At 65.5% G+C, this 16560-nt stretch carries 12 protein-coding genes; 2 read left to right on the top strand and 10 right to left on the bottom strand.

Annotation, left to right across the window (positions count from 1 at the left end; translation table 11 throughout):
* Positions 1–4: 4 nt before the first annotated feature.
* From WFP44_RS04365 to WFP44_RS04385, 5 genes are all read right to left on the bottom strand, one after another.
* Positions 5–1498: a UdgX family uracil-DNA binding protein gene (locus WFP44_RS04365; protein ID WP_336925159.1), complete on the bottom strand. Its 1494-nt coding sequence runs from the start codon at positions 1496–1498 to the stop codon at positions 5–7.
* Positions 1498–2739: a putative DNA modification/repair radical SAM protein gene (locus WFP44_RS04370; protein WP_336925161.1), complete on the bottom strand. Its 1242-nt coding sequence runs from the start codon at positions 2737–2739 to the stop codon at positions 1498–1500. Before WFP44_RS04370 ends, WFP44_RS04365 begins: the two co-directional genes overlap by 1 nt.
* Before the next feature lie 54 nt (positions 2740–2793).
* A complete protein-coding gene (locus WFP44_RS04375) occupies positions 2794–4422 on the bottom strand; it encodes a Y-family DNA polymerase (RefSeq protein ID WP_336925162.1) in 1629 nt (542 codons plus the stop codon).
* The gene (locus tag WFP44_RS04380) at positions 4310–5080 is read right to left on the bottom strand and encodes a hypothetical protein (protein ID WP_336925163.1); all 771 of its coding nucleotides are present in this window, start codon (positions 5078–5080) and stop codon (positions 4310–4312) included. The genes WFP44_RS04375 and WFP44_RS04380 overlap by 113 nt, the downstream gene beginning before the upstream one ends.
* Positions 5081–5177: 97 nt before the next feature.
* On the bottom strand, positions 5178–6593 hold the full coding sequence (locus tag WFP44_RS04385) for a sodium-dependent transporter (protein WP_336925165.1): 1416 nt from the start codon (positions 6591–6593) through the stop codon (positions 5178–5180).
* A gap of 118 nt (positions 6594–6711) precedes the next feature.
* Between WFP44_RS04385 and panB the strand changes: the two genes are divergently transcribed.
* Together panB and WFP44_RS04395 are read left to right on the top strand one after the other, a co-directional pair.
* The gene (gene panB / locus WFP44_RS04390) at positions 6712–7581 is read left to right on the top strand and encodes a 3-methyl-2-oxobutanoate hydroxymethyltransferase (protein WP_336925166.1); all 870 of its coding nucleotides are present in this window, start codon (positions 6712–6714) and stop codon (positions 7579–7581) included.
* A gap of 69 nt (positions 7582–7650) precedes the next feature.
* Complete coding sequence (locus tag WFP44_RS04395) at positions 7651–8715, top strand: DUF475 domain-containing protein (RefSeq protein WP_336925168.1); 1065 nt, start codon at positions 7651–7653, stop codon at positions 8713–8715.
* Here the strand turns inward: WFP44_RS04395 and WFP44_RS04400 are convergent.
* From WFP44_RS04400 to WFP44_RS04420, 5 genes are read right to left on the bottom strand one after another with little or no spacing between them, the layout of a single operon-like run.
* On the bottom strand, positions 8699–9664 hold the full coding sequence (locus WFP44_RS04400) for a bile acid:sodium symporter (RefSeq protein WP_336925169.1): 966 nt from the start codon (positions 9662–9664) through the stop codon (positions 8699–8701). The two genes, WFP44_RS04395 and WFP44_RS04400, sit on opposite strands and share 17 nt — an antisense overlap.
* Positions 9665–9710: 46 nt before the next feature.
* Positions 9711–11486, bottom strand: a complete 1776-nt coding sequence (locus WFP44_RS04405; protein ID WP_336925170.1) for a tetratricopeptide repeat protein — start codon at positions 11484–11486, stop codon at positions 9711–9713.
* Positions 11470–12834, bottom strand: coding sequence for a PEP-CTERM-box response regulator transcription factor (gene prsR / locus WFP44_RS04410; RefSeq protein ID WP_336925171.1), 1365 nt, complete (start codon positions 12832–12834; stop codon positions 11470–11472). Before prsR ends, WFP44_RS04405 begins: the two co-directional genes overlap by 17 nt.
* Positions 12831–14978: an XrtA/PEP-CTERM system histidine kinase PrsK gene (gene prsK, locus WFP44_RS04415; RefSeq protein WP_336925172.1), complete on the bottom strand. Its 2148-nt coding sequence runs from the start codon at positions 14976–14978 to the stop codon at positions 12831–12833. Before prsK ends, prsR begins: the two co-directional genes overlap by 4 nt.
* Complete coding sequence (locus WFP44_RS04420) at positions 14978–16363, bottom strand: TIGR03013 family XrtA/PEP-CTERM system glycosyltransferase (RefSeq protein ID WP_336925173.1); 1386 nt, start codon at positions 16361–16363, stop codon at positions 14978–14980. Before WFP44_RS04420 ends, prsK begins: the two co-directional genes overlap by 1 nt.
* Positions 16364–16560 lie beyond the last annotated feature (197 nt).

Below are 16560 nucleotides of genomic sequence, written 5' to 3' on the forward strand. Positions count from 1 at the left end.
TAGCCTAGACCTTCCCCAGCTGCGCCAACCGCGCGGCCACGGCGGCGAGATCGGCGGCGAACAGGCGTTCCTGCTCATCGCGCGCGCCCCCTTCCAGACGCAACAAATAGGACGGGTGCGCAGTGATCCACAGCTCGCTGCCATCCTCCAGCGGCAGCGGCCGCCCGCGCTCGCGCGTGATGCTAGCGGTGCGGCCCAGCAGGCCGCGCGCCGCACTCGCCCCCAGCGCCAGCACGATACGGGGTTTGACCAGCGCCCGCTCTGCTTCCAGCCACCAGCGGCAGATATCGATTTCGCGCGCGGTGGGCGATTGGTGAAGCCGCCTCTTGCCCCTCTGCACAAACTTGAAATGCCGCACCGCATTGGTGACGCGCGCCGCGCCGCGATCAATCCCGGCCTGCGCCAGATGCCGGTCGAGCACTTGCCCTGCCGGGCCGATAAAGGGGCGGCCGGCCCTGTCCTCCTCATCCCCCGGCTGTTCGCCTACGATCATCAGGCCCGAAAAGCCTTGCGGATCGAGCGGCCCCTCGCCCGCAACGCCTTGCGTGGCGCATTCCCCGATGGGGCAACGGCGGCAGGTGGTAATCGCATCGGCCAAGGCGGCAAGGCTGGCGGGACGATCCGCCGCATCGGGCGCGGCGCCAGTGGAAATCATCCGCGCCTCGCGTCCCTGCGCGCCCGCGATCAGATCGCCAATCAGCTCGGCCTCAGGCAGATTGCGCCAATAGCGGCGCGGCATTTCCTTCAGCATCGCGCCGATCTTCAGCCGGGCGGGATTGAAGATGGAGGCGTAATAGCGCCGCCACAGATCCTCCATTATATCGCCCGAAGGCGCATCGGATTTCACCGCCGCCGGCCCTTCGCACAGCGCCTCCCCATCCCAATGCAGCGACCCGCGCGGGGTGAGGATCGACCAGCGCATAGTGGCAAAGCGGCGCACGAAAAACCCCGCATTGGCGCGCAGGATATGGTGCTCCGGCTCGAACCAGGCGGCGTAATGTTCCTGCGCCTCCGGCCCGGCCAGCCCATCGATCAGCGCATCGGGATCGGTCGGCACCAGGCGAAAGCGGACAAAGGCACGCATCTTGTGCATATCGCGCCGCACCTGCCGGGTGAGATCATCAAGACAGCGCACATCGGGATCGGCGCGGTCTTCCAGCAGGCGCGGATGGGCCTGCAAACGCCACAGCAGGCGGTAGAGCAGACCGAACCGCTCGCTGTCCGAATGGCAGATGGCCAACTGCGCTGCCTGCACGAAAGCCTTGCTGGCGCGCACCGGGGTTGCGTCGGGCGGGGCTGCGGGCAGGCGCGTTTCTCCTGATCCAAACAGGCTGCCCATTGCCCCCGGCTCCACCCAGGCCACACGATCGGGCGGCACATCGCATTGCACCAGCGCACGCGCGCGTTCGCGCCAGAAGGCGAAATCGTCAGCTTCGGGCAGGTGCACGGCGTAAAATGCGCCCAGCCGCACCGTGCGCCGCTGGCGGGGCGCGGTCATCACCCGAACAGCTCCAATTGCTCCTGCCGGGGCGCGACCAGCGCTTTCAGATCAGCCCGGTCGGTCAGCAGCGTGGGCCGCCAGTCTGCGGCAACGATGAAGGGGCGGATTTTTGCCAGCGAGGTGGTCAGCCGCGCCACATCCTCCAGCCTCAGCGTGCGGTGGCGGCGGCTGGCAAGGATCTGCCCCACTGCGCGCGTGCCCAGCCCCGGCACCCGCAGCAACATTTCGCGGGAGGAACGGTTTACATCCACGGGAAATTGCGCGCGAAACTTCAGCGCCCAGGCGAGCTTTGGATCGATATCCAACGGCAGATTGCCATCCGGCCCGGCGACGGCCACCACTTCATCGGCGGCAAAGCCGTAAAAGCGCATCAGCCAGTCCGACTGGTAAAGGCGATGTTCGCGCACCAGCGGCGGACGCTTCAGCGGCAGCACGGCGCTGGCATCGGGAATGGGGCTGAAGGCCGAGTAATAGACGCGGCGCAAACGGAAATCGCCATAGAGGCGGCTGGCCTTGCCCACGATATCGGCGTCACTCGCCCCGTCTGCCCCCACGATCATCTGCGTCGATTGCCCGCCGGGGGCAAAGCGCGGGGCGTGGCGAAAGCGCTTTTTCGCATCCTTTGCCTCCTCGATCGCCTGCGTCATGCCGCCCATCGCGCCCTCGATCGTGCCCTCATTCTTGTCCGGCGCCAGACGGGTCAGGCCCGCCACCGTGGGCAGTTCGACATTGATCGACACGCGGTCGGCCAGCAGGCCCGCCCGGTGGATCAGTTCGGGCGAGGCTTCGGGAATGGTCTTGAGGTGGATATAGCCCCTGAAATCGTTATCCTCCCGCAGGATACGGGCGACTTCTACCATCTGTTCCATCGTATGATCGCCGCTTTTGACAATGCCGGAGGAGAGGAACAGCCCTTCGATATAATTGCGGCGGTAGAAGCTGAGCGTCAGGTCCGCCACTTCCTGCGGCGTGAAGCGCGCGCGGGGCACATTGCTGCTTTTGCGGTTCACGCAGTAATGGCAATCGAAGATGCAGTGATTGGTCAGCAGGATCTTGAGCAGCGAGATACAGCGGCCATCGGGGGCATAGGAATGGCAGATACCCATCCCCTCGGTCGAACCGATGCCCTTGCCGCCTTTCGAATTGCGCTTTGCCGTGCCGGAAGAGGCGCAGGAGGCATCGTATTTGGCCGCATCGGCCAGGATGCCGAGCTTTTCGAGAGTGCTGAGCTGGCGCATTTGTTCTGTATATGTTCTTATAGTGCGCCTGCCTAGCCCCTGCTTTTGGCCACATCAGGCGAACAGGCCGTGCAGGAACCAGTCGGGCATTGCGCCGTGCCGGTCGGCCCCGCGCCCATCGCCCGCAAGGCCAGCGCGAAATATCCAGTAGCGGCGCCCCTCCCCGTCCTCGACCCGGTAGTAATCGCGCAGGCGTGCGCTGCCTTTCTCGCGCCACCATTCGGGCGCGATGCGTTCGGGCCCCTCCGCCCGCGCCACTTCACGCAAACAGCCGCGCCAGGTGAATTGCCGGGGCTGCCCATCGGGCGCGGCATAGGTGACAAGGATACGCTCTGGCGTATCGAGCAATTTCAAGGGTCTGGTATGGAAAGCGAGCAGATGTTGCGAAGGCGGTTCGGGGGCCAACGGCTCCGCCCAGCCTTGCGCGCGTTCGGGCAGATGGCTGCCGCGCGGCACCGGGCGGCGCACCGCGTGCGGGCCAAGCCGCACGGTCAGCCGGTCTATACAGGCCGCCAGCGAGGTGCCATGCACCTCTGCCGCCGCATCCAGATCGGCCTGCGCCAGCGCCAGCGGCTCGGCCCATGTCGCCATCAGGCGCGCCATTTCGATGCCAAAGCCCGCCTCCACATCGTCCAGCCGCGCGGCGAACAGGCGGCAGATATGCGCCCCGTCACGCGTGGACGCCGCCAGTTCCAGCCGCCGCACCGCCACATCGCCATCCACCCGCCACAGCGCCAGTTCCAGCCGCCGCACGCCTTCTCCCCGCGCCTCCAGCACGCGCACCAGATCGGCGGCAAGGTCAGCCAGCACCTGATCCAGCAGCGGGCGGTGGCGGATGGGGTCAAGCAGGCGGCGCTGCACCAGCGCGGGTTCTGCCGCCACCACCGGCAGCAGCGGTTCGGGCACGCGGCCCGCCAGCTGGTCAAGCCGCACCAGCGGATTGGCCGCGGGGGATCGGCGGTTGCGGAAGCGTCGCTGCACCGCATCGCGCCCGCCTTCGCCCGTTGCAAGGCCGGCCATATCCCCCACCCGCTTGATGCCGAGGCGGCGCAGCACCAAGAGCACATCTGCGTCGAGCCGCAATGACGCCACTGGCAGCGGCGCAAGCTGTTCTGCCACATCCTCCCCCGGCGCGATGATGGCACTGTCCGGGCCATAGCGGGCCAGCGCCCAGGCCGCGCCTGCGGTGGGGGCAATCGCCGCGCGCGCCGCCAGCCCCTGCGCGGCAAAGCGGGCATGGGCATCGGCCAGCAGCCGTTCCTCCCCGCCGAACAGATGCGCCACCGCGGTCACATCGACCAGCAGGCCATCAGGCGCATCCATCGCCGCCCACGGCCCCCAGCGCCGCGCCCACAGCGCCAGCCGTTCCAGAAAGGCCAGATCGCCCGCCGGGTCAGCCGGAAGGGCACGCAAATGCGGGCACAGCGTGCGCGCATCGGCCAGCATCATGCCCGGCGCCGCGCCGCCTGCCTGGCCCGCATCGTTCACCGCGGCGATACGCGGGCCGTGCGCGGTTTCGGTTATCAGCGCCAGCGGGTCGGCATCCGCGCCTTGCCCGCGCGCGCAACCTTCAGCCTGCCGCCAGCGATCCAGCGCCAGCCGCGGGCACCAGATCGCCATGATCCGGCGCGGCGGTTTGGATGGCGGCAGCGGGGCGTTCGGCGACAAGGGTTTCCCGGTCATTGCGCAAGATCCATTCTCCCGGCGGGTGCGCGCGGGCGCGGAACAGTTCGGCGTGCCAACTGGGCGCACCGGGCGCGGCAGGGTTCCAGCAGCCACGCGGCGACGGGGCGGAACGCACCTGCCAGCGCATCCGGGCAGAGCCGAGATCGCGCGCCGCATCGTGCCGCACCAGGAACAGCGGCACGCCATGCTTTTCTGCCGCCAGGCTGAGCCGGCGCGAAGCGGTGAGGCCCAGTTCGCGCGGATTGCCCGCCACTTCCCCGATCACGAAGGCAAGGTCACGGCAGCGCAGCCCTTCTTCCAGCGCGAACAGCGCGTCCTGCGCGCCGCGCGCGGCGACATGGATGATCCGGTGTCGCAAGGCAGGCGGCAGGCCGGGGCGATAGGGCCGCCCGGTCTTTTTGAGCGAGCGTTCATCCTGCACCCACAGCACGGGCTTTTCCTCTGCAACGCCCCCTGCCCCGGCCTCCTGCTGATAGCGCAGATCATCCAGAGCCAGCGCCAGCGCGGCGGCCACCCCGGCCCCGTCATCACCATGCGCAAAGATTTCGCTGTGCAGCACGCGCACACCTTCACGGCCAAGGCCCGGTTGCCAGCGCTGCGCCGTGGCCGCAGGCGCCAACAGCCCTGCGGCTGTGGGAAGAGAAGAAAGGTCCATCTGATTCGCTCCGATGTTCTTCTTATGTTCTTATCGAAGACGATTCGCAACCGCCCGAAAGGCGGCGCGCGCAAAGGGCCGCGCAGAAATCACAGCATCAGGACGTCAACCCCACCCACAGGATCGCCAGCAGCGCCACCGGACACACCCAACGCACGAGAAAGCGCCAGACCTGGTGCGCACCGCTGCCCAGCCCGCTCTCGCTGTCAACCAGCCGCCGGTCGGCTACCCAGCCGATGAAGATGCAGGTAAGCAGCGCGGTGATCGGCATGGTCAGGCGCGAGGTGAAGATGTCGAGCACATCCATCACGCCCTTGTCGGCAAACAGCGGCACAATATCGAGCGGGTGAAACCACGCCAGCATCCCCGTGGACAACGCCGAAAGCACGCCCAGCACCAGCCCGGCGAAGGCAATGATGATGGAGGCGGCAATGCGGCGCAGGCCGAACTTGTCGATCAGCCAGGCAGTGGGCACTTCCAGCAGCGAGATTGAACTGGTCAGCGCGGCAAAGGCGACCATGATGAAGAACAACAGGCCGATCAGCGAACCGAAGGGCATATCCTGAAACGCATGGGGCAAGGTCTGGAACATCAGGCCCAGCCCGCCTTCGGGCGCAAGGCCAGCGGCAAAGACGATGGGGAAGATGCACAGCCCTGCCACCATCGCCACCAGCGTATCGGAACCCGCAATAATGCCGCTCGATCTTGCCAGGTTGACATCGCGTCCGACATAGGAGCCATAGGTCACCATGCAGGCCATACCCAGCGACAGCGAGAAGAACGCCTGCCCCACGGCCGCCAGCATGACCGGCCCGGTCAGCTTTTCGGGCTCGAACTTGAACAGGTAATTGGCCGCATCCATGAAATGCCCGCCGGTTGCGCCGTACATCGTGATCCCCAGCATCAGCACGAAAAAGGCGGGCATCAGCCACACCGCCGCCTTCTCGATCCCGCCCGACACACCGCGCGCCACAAAGGCCAAGGTGATGAGGAGGAAGGCGACATCCAACGTCACCGTCAGCGGGCCATTGCCGATCAGCGCGGGGAAAAGGCCCTCCACCGCATCATCCGACATACCCTGAAACGCCGTGCCCGAAACGCCGGTGGCCGCCAGATCGCCTGCGAAAATGCCGATGTAATACAGCACCCAGCCGCCCAGCACGCAGTAAAAGCCCAGCACCAGCGTGGAGGAAAACACGCCAATGCCGGCAACCCATTCCCATCTGGGCGATGCGCCCGATTCCACCGCCAGCTTGCGGTAACTGGCAGGCGCAGCAGCCTGCCCATGCCGGCCGATCAGCGTTTCGGACAGCAGCAGGGGAATCCCGATCAGCACCACGCAGAACATATAGAACAGCACAAAGGCCGCGCCGCCATTGGCCCCGGCTTCTGCCGGAAAGCGCACCAGATTGCCCAGCCCCACCGCCGAACCGATGGACGCCAGCACGAAAGCCGTGCGCGACGACCAGTGATCGCCCGAACCCTGTGCTCCCGATCCGATTGCTGCTGCCACGCCCATAAATCCTGCTGTTATGCGAAGATGCTGTTCTGCCCTGACTTCGCAGCGGCGTCGAGAGCCTCTGCCCAAGAAGTGTTGGAAGATGGCCCCGCGCACCGCTAGAAGGCGGGCCATGTCCACGACCTTCAATCTCGACACCTCGACCAGCCGCGCGCATCCCACGCCCCAGCCCATGCGCCGCCTGACGGTGCCGGCCATCCGCGCGCGCAAGCAGGACGGGGTAACGGCGGAACCTATCGTGATGCTGACCGCGTATACCGCGCGGCAGGCGCAATTGCTCGATGCGCATTGCGATATGCTGCTGGTGGGCGATTCGCTGGGGCAGGTGATTTACGGCTTGCCCTCAACCGTGCCCGTCACGCTGGACATGATGGCGAACCACGCGGCGGCCGTGGTGCGCGGTTCCTATCACTCGGCGGTTGTGGTCGATATGCCCTTCGGCTCCTACGAGGCATCGCCTGCGCAGGCGTTTGAAAGCGCGGCCATGCTGCTGAAGGCGAGCGGCGCGGCAGCCGTAAAGCTGGAAGGCGGCGCGGCGATGGCGGAAACGGTCGCTTTCCTGTCCGAACGCGGCATCCCGGTGATGGGCCATGTTGGGCTGACCCCGCAGGCGCTGAACGTGCTGGGCGGCTATGCCGTGCGCGGGCGCAGCGAGGCAGAAGCCGCCAAGATTCTCGACGATGCGCGCGCGCTCGATGCAGCCGGCGCGTTTGCCATCGTGGTTGAAGGCGTGGTGGAACCCATCGCCATTTCGGTGACGCAGAATGTCGCCTGCCCCACCATTGGCATCGGCGCATCGGCGCAATGCGATGGGCAGGTGCTGGTGACCGATGACATGGTCGGGATGTTCGAACGCGTACCCCGTTTCGTGAAGCGGTATGAGGATGTGGCGCAGATTATCGCCCGCGCGGCCGAAACCTATGCCGCCGAAGTGCGCACCCGCGCCTTCCCCGGCAAAGAACAGACCTATCAACCGAAATAGCCTGCCCCTTGCGGGAACCACGCGGCTGGACTAGCGCGCCGCACACTTATCCTGCCGGGGGAACACCGCATGGCGACCTTGTTGCGCTATTACACCTTTTCGCTGGTCTTTATGGCGGTCTGCTTTGGCCTGGCGCTGTGGTATGGCGTGGCCAGCACGGGCAGTATGGCGGGCACGCTGTCGCTGCTGTGGATCGTGCTGGTGCTTTCGATCCTCGAAATCTCGCTCAGCTTCGATAATGCGGTGGTCAACGCCTCCATCCTGAAAGAGATGGACGAAGTCTGGCAGCGCCGCTTCCTGATTTACGGGATCGCCATTGCGGTGTTCGGCACGCGCATCGTGTTTCCGCTCGCCATCGTCGCGGTGGCGGCAGGGATCGGCCCGATGGAGGCGATCGACCTCTCGCTCAACCAGCCGCAGGAATATGAGCGCATCGTTTCGGGCGCGCATATCGGCATTGCCGGGTTTGGCGGGGCCTTCCTGATGATGGTGGGTCTGCGCTTCTTCTTCGATGCGGACAAGGAGGTCCATTGGATCGCGGTGATCGAGGAGCGGCTGACACGCGTTTCCGCGCTGCCTGCTGTGGAAATCGGCCTGCTGCTGCTGGTGCTGTGGGGCATTTCTGCGCTGCTGAGCGATGCGGAGGCGCTGACCTTCCTGACCGCCGGGCTGTGCGGGCTTGTCACTTTCATCGCGGTTGACGCGCTGGGCACATGGCTGGACCTGCGCGAACAGGCGAAGAAGGCGAGCGGCATGGTGGTGCGATCCGGCCTTGGCGGCTTCCTCTATCTCGAAGTGCTCGACGCCTCCTTCAGCTTTGATGGGGTGATCGGGGCCTTTGCGCTGTCAAACAACATGATCGTGATCGCCATCGGCCTGTCGATTGGCGCGATGTTCGTGCGTTCGATGACGGTGCATCTGGTGCGGCAAGGCACGCTGGCGCAATACCGCTACCTTGAACACGGCGCGTTCTGGGCGATCATCGCGCTGGGCTCCATCATGCTGGTATCCGCCCGCTTCCACATCCCGGAAACGATCACCGGGCTGATCGGCGCGGTGATGATCGGCTTTTCCCTGTGGTGGTCAATGCGCTGGCAGCGGCGCCACGGGCACGAAGCTATCCCTGCCGATTGAGCCTGCTTGCCAGCGGCGCGGACAGCACCAGCTGGAGCAGATGATAGACCAGCACCGGCAACAGGATCAGCCCCGCCAGCGCAGGCGGAAACATCACGCTGGCCAGCGGCGCGCCCAGGGCAATGCTCTTCTGCGCGCCGGCAAACAGGAAGGATATGCGCTGCGCCCGCGCCAGACCGACCGCGCCGCCCAGCCACCACGCGCCGCCAAAGCCGATGGCAAGGAAGGTCGCGACGAATGCCAGCAACACTGCCCATTGCGCCGGGCCGACCAGGCTCCACAGCCCTTGCTCCACCGCGCTGGAAAAGGCGACATAGACCGCAATCGCAATCGCGCTGCGATCCATCCAGCTGACCAGCGACCGCCTCTCCTTGACCAGGCCGCCAAACCGGTTCTGCAAGACCTGCCCGATGGCAAAGGGCAGCAGCAGGATCGTCGCTATCCGCTCCAATCCGGCCAGATCTATCCCCGGCCCCGCCCCGCCCGCCATCAGCGCCAGCAGCGGCGCGGTGACGAACACGCCTGCCACATTCAGCACCGCCGCCGCGACCACCGAGATTGCCACATTGCCGCCTGCCAGCGAGGAATAGGCCGTGGCCGATTGCACGGTGGAGGGCAGCACGCCCAGAAACAGGAAACCCAGCGCGACCTGCGTGGGCAGCAGTGCAAGGCCCGCCTGCCACAAGGCCCAGCCCGCTGCGCCCATGCCGAAGAAGCACCACAGAAATAGCGGCGAAAGGAAACGCCAATTGGCAATGCCCACCGCTACGTCACGGCGCGGCAGGCGCAGGCCGTTGAGGAGGAACAGCAGGAAGATCGCCGCATCGGCCACGATTTGCGCGGCGGCCTTGCCCTCGCCGCTTACGGGTAGGAAAGATGCCAGCAGGATCGCCAGCACCAGCAGGCGGACAAGCGGATCAATGCCGGACACCAGAGAGCGCAGGGTCATGCTTTGCGCCCTGCAACGCGCCTCGCGGTCTGTCCAGTCCGGTGCCTTACGGCGCGGGGGAGAGTCCTGTGCCTTGCGCCTTGGCCAGCAGTGCGCCCGTGCCTGCACCGGTATCGCCCTGCATTTCCCGGATACGCCCGAAAACCCGCGCCACATTGCGGTTGCCGCGCCACAGGCGGTGCGCTTCATTGGCGCGGCTCAAGGCCGCCTCGCCATTGCCCAGTGCCGCTTCCATCTGCGCCAGATCGGCCAGCAGCAGCGCATCGCGTCCACCTGCGCCCAGGCTGGCCGCGTGGCGCAACAACGCGGTGGCGCGCGCGGGATTTCCCGCATCACGGTGCATCCGGCCCAGCAGCGCGGCAGCAGCCTGCTGGCGCGGATTGCCCGCAAGATAGTTCGCCAGAACTTCACGCGCCTGCGCCGGCGCGCTGTCCTGCAATGCCACCATGCGCTGCACCAGCGGCCAGTCGCGGCGGATCTGCGCCGCCGCCCGGTAATAGGCCATCGCACTTGCGCGCGATCCGGCCAAAAGGTGCACATCACCCGCCAGCATCTGCAAATCGGCAGAACCGGCATATTGCGCGTTCAATCGTTCCACCATGGCACGGGCGGCGGGCAGATCGCCTTCGTTAAGCATTTCGCGCAGTTGCAGCAGCGGATTATCAGGATCGGCCATGCGTCCCGCGGAATCGCGCGGCAGAAAGGCGGGCATGGCGCGGCCCGGCTGGGCAGCAGCAAAACTCGCCCGGTCGAGGTAATCGCCCGCCCGCGCCCGATTACCTAATTGCTCATGCGCACGCGCGGCCAGCACGAGCATATAGGGCGAGGCATCGGGGCGCTGCGCGTGGGGTTCGAGCACCGCCAGCGCGGCATTCGCCTCGTCATTGGCGACCAGCGCGCGGGCATAAAGCAGCAGCGCGGCATCACTCATCGGCTGCATCCGGCGCAAGCTGTCGAAGAGTTCCACCGCCACCGCCGGATTGCCCGACCGGTATTCGAGGACGCCGTTCACGATCAGCCCGGCGGCGTTGCCGTCAAATTGCCCCTCGGTGCGCCACCACAGGCGCTGGGCCAGATCATCCTGCCCGGCACGCGCCGCCATCACCGCCTGAAGGTAAAAGGCGAAGGGATCGTTGCCATGCTCTTTCACCAGTGCGCGCACCGCGTGCAGCATCCGCCGGTATTCACCCGCATCGCCCAGCGTTGCGGCATATTGCTGCATCAGCGCCTTGTCTGTGGGCGCAGCTTCCAGAGCCCGGCGGAAGAGCGCGAGCGACGGCACGACCCCTTCCGCATCGCGCACCAGCTGCGCCTCGAATTCCAGCGCGCGCGGATCGCTGCCGTCCAGTTCAACGGCGCGGCGCGCGGCTTCCAGCGCCTGATGATGCAGCCCAAGGCGGTAACGCATCCGCCCGATATCGACCCACAAGGCGGCACTTTCGCGCCCTTCGGAGACCATCAGATCATAAGTGGCGATGGCAGCGGCATAATCTCCCTCGGCCATCTGCAACCGGGCAAGCGCGCTGAGGCCGCGCGTGCGCGTGGCATCCGAAAACGCCGCATCGCCCAGCCAGCTGCGCGCATCAGCCAGATCGCCTTGCAGCAGTTCCCCTTCGCCCACCAGCGCGGCGACATCGGCACGGGCCGCACCTTCTTCCAGCGCGCGCTTGCCGGCAAGTTCTGCCGCCACGCCGTCCTCGCGTGCCAGTGCCGCCTCCGCCTCGGCCAGGGCAGCATCGCCCGGCGCAGCCGCCAGCGGCGCGGCAAGAGCTGCCGCACCCAGCAGCAGGCTTGCAAAGAGGCGTTCAGGCCGAAAGGTCATACTGCTTGAGCAGATCGTACAGAGTCGGGCGGCTGATCCCCAGCAGTTTGGCGGTGCTTGAGATATTCCCCTCGCTGCGCGCCAGCGCATGGCGGATCACGCGCCTGTCCGCCGCTTCGCGAGCGGCCTTCAGGTTCAGCACCGAGGTGTCCTCGCCCGAACCGATCATGTCGAGATCGTCCGCGCTCACCAGCTTGCCATCGGCCATGATAACTGCCCGCTTCACCCGGTTTTCCAGTTCGCGCACATTGCCCTGCCACGGCCAGCCATCAATTGCCGCCAGCGCATCGGGCGTAAAGCCGGTAACGGCGGGGTTCATCTCTTCGGCAAAGCGCTTGAGAAACGCCTTGGCGAGCAAGGTGGCATCGCCTGGCCGCTCGGCCAGGGAAGGCACCTTCACCACGACTTCGGCCAAGCGGTAAAACAGATCCTCGCGGAAAGTCCCCTCCCCGATCATGCGCTCCAGATCCTGATGCGTGGCGCAGACAATGCGGGTGTCCACATTGATCGCCTTGCGTCCGCCGATCCGCTCGATCGTGCGTTCCTGAATGAAGCGCAGCAGCTTTACCTGAAGCGGCAGAGGGATATCGCCCACTTCATCAAGGAACAGTGTGCCGCCGCTGGCCTGTTCGATCTTGCCCTCTGTTGTCTTGACCGCCCCGGTGAACGCGCCCTTTTCATGGCCGAACAGCTCGCTTTCCAGCAGGTTTTCCGGGATTGCCGCGCAATTGATCGCCACAAATGCCCCGTCCCTGCGGTCGCTGGCATCGTGCAGGCCCCGCGCCAGCAATTCCTTGCCCGTGCCGCTGGCTCCCAGCAGCATGACCGAGACATTGGTGTTGGCCACCCGCTCGATCGTGCGGGCCACCTTCACCATTTCGGGCGCAGCGGTGATGATGCGGCCAAGCACCCGATTGCCATCGGCCGCACGGGCGGCGAGCGCGCGGTTCTCCGCCTCGATCTGGTGCAAGTTGAAGGCGCGGCGCACGATCAGGCCCAATTGCTCGATATCCACCGGCTTCTGGTAGAAGTCATAGGCTCCGCGTTCGATCGCGGACAGCGCGCTTTCGCGCGCGCCATGTCCGGACGCTACAATCACCTTGGTGTCGGGTTTCAGCGCCATGATCGCATCCAGAACGGCAAAGCCTTCGCTCGTACCGTCGGGATCGGGCGGCAGCCCCAGATCGAGTGTGACGACGGCAGGCTCTTCCGCACGCAGCGCGGCAATCGCGCTGTCGCGATCACCCACGATCACGACATCGAAATCGTCATAGGCCCATTTGAGCTGCGCCTGCAGCCCCTCGTCATCCTCGACGATCAGCAGCTTGGGCTTGTATTCGGCTTTCATGCGGCCTCCGGGGGTGATCCGGGCGCAGGCGTGGCGCTCCGGACTGACGTGTCATTCGCAAACTGGGCGTGAAGCATCTGCACGGTGCGGGCCATCGGCAAGCGGATGAGGAAGCGCGTTCCGATCCCTTCGCACGATTCCACATCCAGCCGCCCGCCCATCGCGCGCACCAGTTCGCGCGCTTCATAGGCGCCGATGCCAAAGCCGCCCTGCTTGGACGACTGGAAGGGACGAAACAGGCGCGTGCGGATGAATTCCGGGCTCATGCCGCAGCCGCTGTCGATCACCTCGATCACGGCGTGCGCGCCGTCCACTCGCTGGTCGATCATCACGGGCGCGTGCGGCGGGCTGGCATCGATGGCGTTCTGCACCAGATGCACCAGCGCCTGTTCCAGCCCCTCGCCATCGCCGATAACGCTGATGCTCTTGCGGTCCAGCACCTTCACGGCGTGCCGGCTGGCATATTGCCGCGCCACACGTGCCAGCAATTCATCCAGTGCCACGGGGGCGAGCGCACCATGCCCCTGCGCGCCATAGCGGCCCAGACGGTTGAGCAGGCCTTGCAGCTTATCGGTCGAATTGCGCAGTGTCAGGATCATGTCGGCGCGGAATTCGGGCTTTTCCGCGTGCTTTTCGGCATTGCGCGCCAGCAGCGACAACTGGCTGGCGAGGTTCTTGATGTCGTGCATCACAAAGGCGATGCGGCGGTTGAATTCGTCAAACCGCTGCGCTTCGCCCAACGCGTCCTGGCTCGTCTGTTCGGCCAGATAGCTGGCGAGCTGCCGCCCGATCACGCGCAGAAGATCAAAATCCTCCCAATCCAGCTTGCGCGCCAGTGGCGGGCGGGAGAGCACGACAAGGCCCACCAGCCGTTCGAAATGAAACAGCGGCACAATCGCCCAGGCGGCATCGTTCGCGCGCAGCCACGCGGGGATTGCCGCATGGGGAATGCCTTCCTGCCGCCCTCCCCGCGCATCGTCGAGGTCGAGGATGAACTGGCTCTCCTCGAAAAAGCGCACCGCTGCGCTGTCGAGTGCGGGCGAAGGCACATCGATCTGGGGCCAGTTCCAGCGCGCGGCCAGCGCCATGCCCCCTTCCTCGTGCGGGGTCAGGAGCAGGCCTGCGGAACTGTCGGTTATGTCAGCCACCGCCTGCACCGCGCGTTCGGGCAGCGGCGCGGACTGCGCACCCGCGCGTCCGATCGTATCGGTGAAGCGCAGCCATTCGTTGCGGTAGTCGTAACGGTGCTGAAACAGGTTCTTGACCAGCGTGACACGCAGCCAGCTGCGCAGTTTTCTTGACGGGACCAGCGCCAAGGCCACACCGCTTGCGACGAGCACGAAGGCGATCTGCAGCACGCGCCCGTAATCGCTGCCCGCATATGCGAGCGCCTGCGCGATCAGGACCATCACCATCAGATACACGCCAATCACACCCAGCGAGAAGGAGCGGAAGGCAAAGCTGCGTGAAGGCTGGAAGCGCAGATTGCTGCGCTGGCGCATCGTGCCATAGCCCAGAAACGCCAGCGCCATCAGCAGCGCCAGGCTGCGCAATTCCACCAGCGGCGCAGGCAAGGCATGGGCCAGATAGCCGATCGTGTAGAGGTTAAGGTCGTAAAGCCAGATCACCGCCAGCGCCGCCGCGGGCCAGCGCAGCGCCTGCCGGGCCGATTGCGCGGCGCCAGCATATAGGTTGTGCACCAGCACCAGCGCGCCAATCGCAAACAGCAGCCGCAGCATCACCGCCAGCGGCTCCAGCAGGGCGGAGCTCCCAAACCTGTCCAACAGGCCCAACGCCGACAGCGTCACGCCGATCTGGAGCGCTTCGACGAAGATGAGCGCATGGACGACGGGCCTGATCGGACGCAGGGTTTCGTCGCGCTTGTCATTGGCGAACAGGCCAAACAGCAGCCACAACCACGCCAGATATGTCGCGCTGACAAGCACCTGCACCCCGATCGCGCGATGCCCCAGTGCGGCAGCAGCAAAGGCCCACCCCGCGCTGAGCACCAGCGCGGCGACGACCCGCGGGCGCAAATGGCCCGCCGCATCCTTGTGCGACAGGTGCCACAGCGCCAGGATAACGGCCGCGCAGCCTGCCAGCGCGTGCAGCGCATCGAGGAAGATTTGCTCCAGCGCTGCCATCACCGCGCCCCTTCCGGCCACAGGATCACGCGCAATGTCTGCAACAGGATCAGCAGGTCGAGGAAGGGCGTGTAATTCTTGGCGTAGTAGAGATCATATTCCAGCTTGTGCCGGGAATCCGCAATCGAGGCGCCATAGGGGTAGTTGATCTGCGCCCAGCCGGTAATGCCCGGCTTCACCATATGCCGTTCAGCGTAATAAGGCAGCTGGCTTTCCAGATCCTCCACGAACTGGGGGACTTCAGGACGCGGGCCGACAAAGCTCATCTCGCCTTTCAGCACGCACCAGATTTGCGGCAATTCGTCGATCCGCAGCTTGCGGATGATGCGACCCACCCGCGTCACGCGCGGATCGGCCTTCTGCGCCCATTGCGCACCGTCCTTTTCCGCATCGGTGCGCATCGAACGCAGCTTGATAAGCTGGAAGGGCTGCCCATACAGGCCGACGCGCGTCTGACGGAAGAAGGCGGGGCCGGGGCTGTCCAGCTTCACCGCAACGGCAAACACCACAATAACCGGAAAAGTCAGCGCCAGCAGCAGCAGGCTGACTGTGATGTCGAACACCCGCTTCACCGCGCTCGACAGCATCCGGCTCGACGAAAAGCCATCGGAAAAGATCAGCCAACTTGGGTTGAGCGTATCGAGATCCACCCGGCCCGTCTCGCGTTCCAGAAAGCTGGAGAAATCGTTCACATGGACGCCCAGCGTCTTGATTCGCAGCAGGTCTTTCAGCGGCAGCGCATTGCGCCGCTCCTCCAGTGCCAGCACCACTTCGCTCGCGCCCAGATTGGCAGTGTGGCGTTGCAGATCCTCGATCGCGGCGCGCGGAATTGCCTGCTCCACCGCCGGGTTGGCAGTGCCCATCGCCACGGTGCCGACCACGGCAAAGCCGCTTTCCGGCCGCTCTGCCAGATCGACAATCCGTTTGGCCCGCGCGCCGGCACCCAGCACCAGCACACGGCGGCGGAAAGCGGAATTGCCCAAGATTCCCCCAACCACCAGACGGTTGAGCATCAGGAAGACGATGGAAAAACCCATCGCATACAGCAGGATCGAACGCCAATAGGTGTGGCCCGGAAGCAGGAAATCGAGGAAGGCCAACCCCAGCACCGCCAAGCTCACCGCTACCAGCAGCCGTGCCCCGGCAAAGCGCATGGAGCGCAGCGCTTCCGGCCCGAAAACGCCCACTGCAATCATCGCGGTCAGCGTAACGATAGCGATACCGCCGATTGTCGGCATCCGGTCGAGCAGCAGTCCCTGATCCATGCCGATCTGGCTGGCGCGCATTGTCCAGGCCAGGTTGTTTGCCACCAGCAGCAGCACCAGGTCGATCAAACCCAGCAGCAGCACGGCGTGCGGCACGTAATGTTTGAAAAGTCTGACCATTGGCCCTTTTGCCTGCCTGCGTCGCGGATGACGCGCTTACCTGCCATTGGCCTAGCGAGCAGAGGTGAAATGTCGGTAAACTTTACAGTCACTATATCGCCAGAGGATGTCTGCGCACCATGCGCGCTCATCCCGCAGCAGGCTGCGGCAAAGTGCGAAATTAACCATGCCTGTCCGCTGGGACGTTAAGGCCCTTG

It is taken from the genome of Alteraurantiacibacter palmitatis (genome assembly GCF_037154115.1).
Lineage (GTDB): Bacteria > Pseudomonadota > Alphaproteobacteria > Sphingomonadales > Sphingomonadaceae > Alteraurantiacibacter > Alteraurantiacibacter palmitatis.

Coding starts and splice junctions, on each gene's coding strand:
- WFP44_RS04380 (WP_336925163.1), bottom strand. CDS start 5,080: ATGGACCTTTCTTCTCTTCCCACAGCCGCAGGGCTGTTGGCGCCTGCG.
- prsR (WP_336925171.1), bottom strand. CDS start 12,834: ATGAAAGCCGAATACAAGCCCAAGCTGCTGATCGTCGAGGATGACGAG.
- WFP44_RS04375 (WP_336925162.1), bottom strand. CDS start 4,422: ATGACCGGGAAACCCTTGTCGCCGAACGCCCCGCTGCCGCCATCCAAA.
- prsK (WP_336925172.1), bottom strand. CDS start 14,978: ATGGCAGCGCTGGAGCAAATCTTCCTCGATGCGCTGCACGCGCTGGCA.
- WFP44_RS04365 (WP_336925159.1), bottom strand. CDS start 1,498: ATGACCGCGCCCCGCCAGCGGCGCACGGTGCGGCTGGGCGCATTTTAC.
- panB (WP_336925166.1), top strand. CDS start 6,712: ATGTCCACGACCTTCAATCTCGACACCTCGACCAGCCGCGCGCATCCC.
- WFP44_RS04370 (WP_336925161.1), bottom strand. CDS start 2,739: ATGCGCCAGCTCAGCACTCTCGAAAAGCTCGGCATCCTGGCCGATGCG.
- WFP44_RS04395 (WP_336925168.1), top strand. CDS start 7,651: ATGGCGACCTTGTTGCGCTATTACACCTTTTCGCTGGTCTTTATGGCG.
- WFP44_RS04400 (WP_336925169.1), bottom strand. CDS start 9,664: ATGACCCTGCGCTCTCTGGTGTCCGGCATTGATCCGCTTGTCCGCCTG.
- WFP44_RS04405 (WP_336925170.1), bottom strand. CDS start 11,486: ATGACCTTTCGGCCTGAACGCCTCTTTGCAAGCCTGCTGCTGGGTGCG.
- WFP44_RS04420 (WP_336925173.1), bottom strand. CDS start 16,363: ATGGTCAGACTTTTCAAACATTACGTGCCGCACGCCGTGCTGCTGCTG.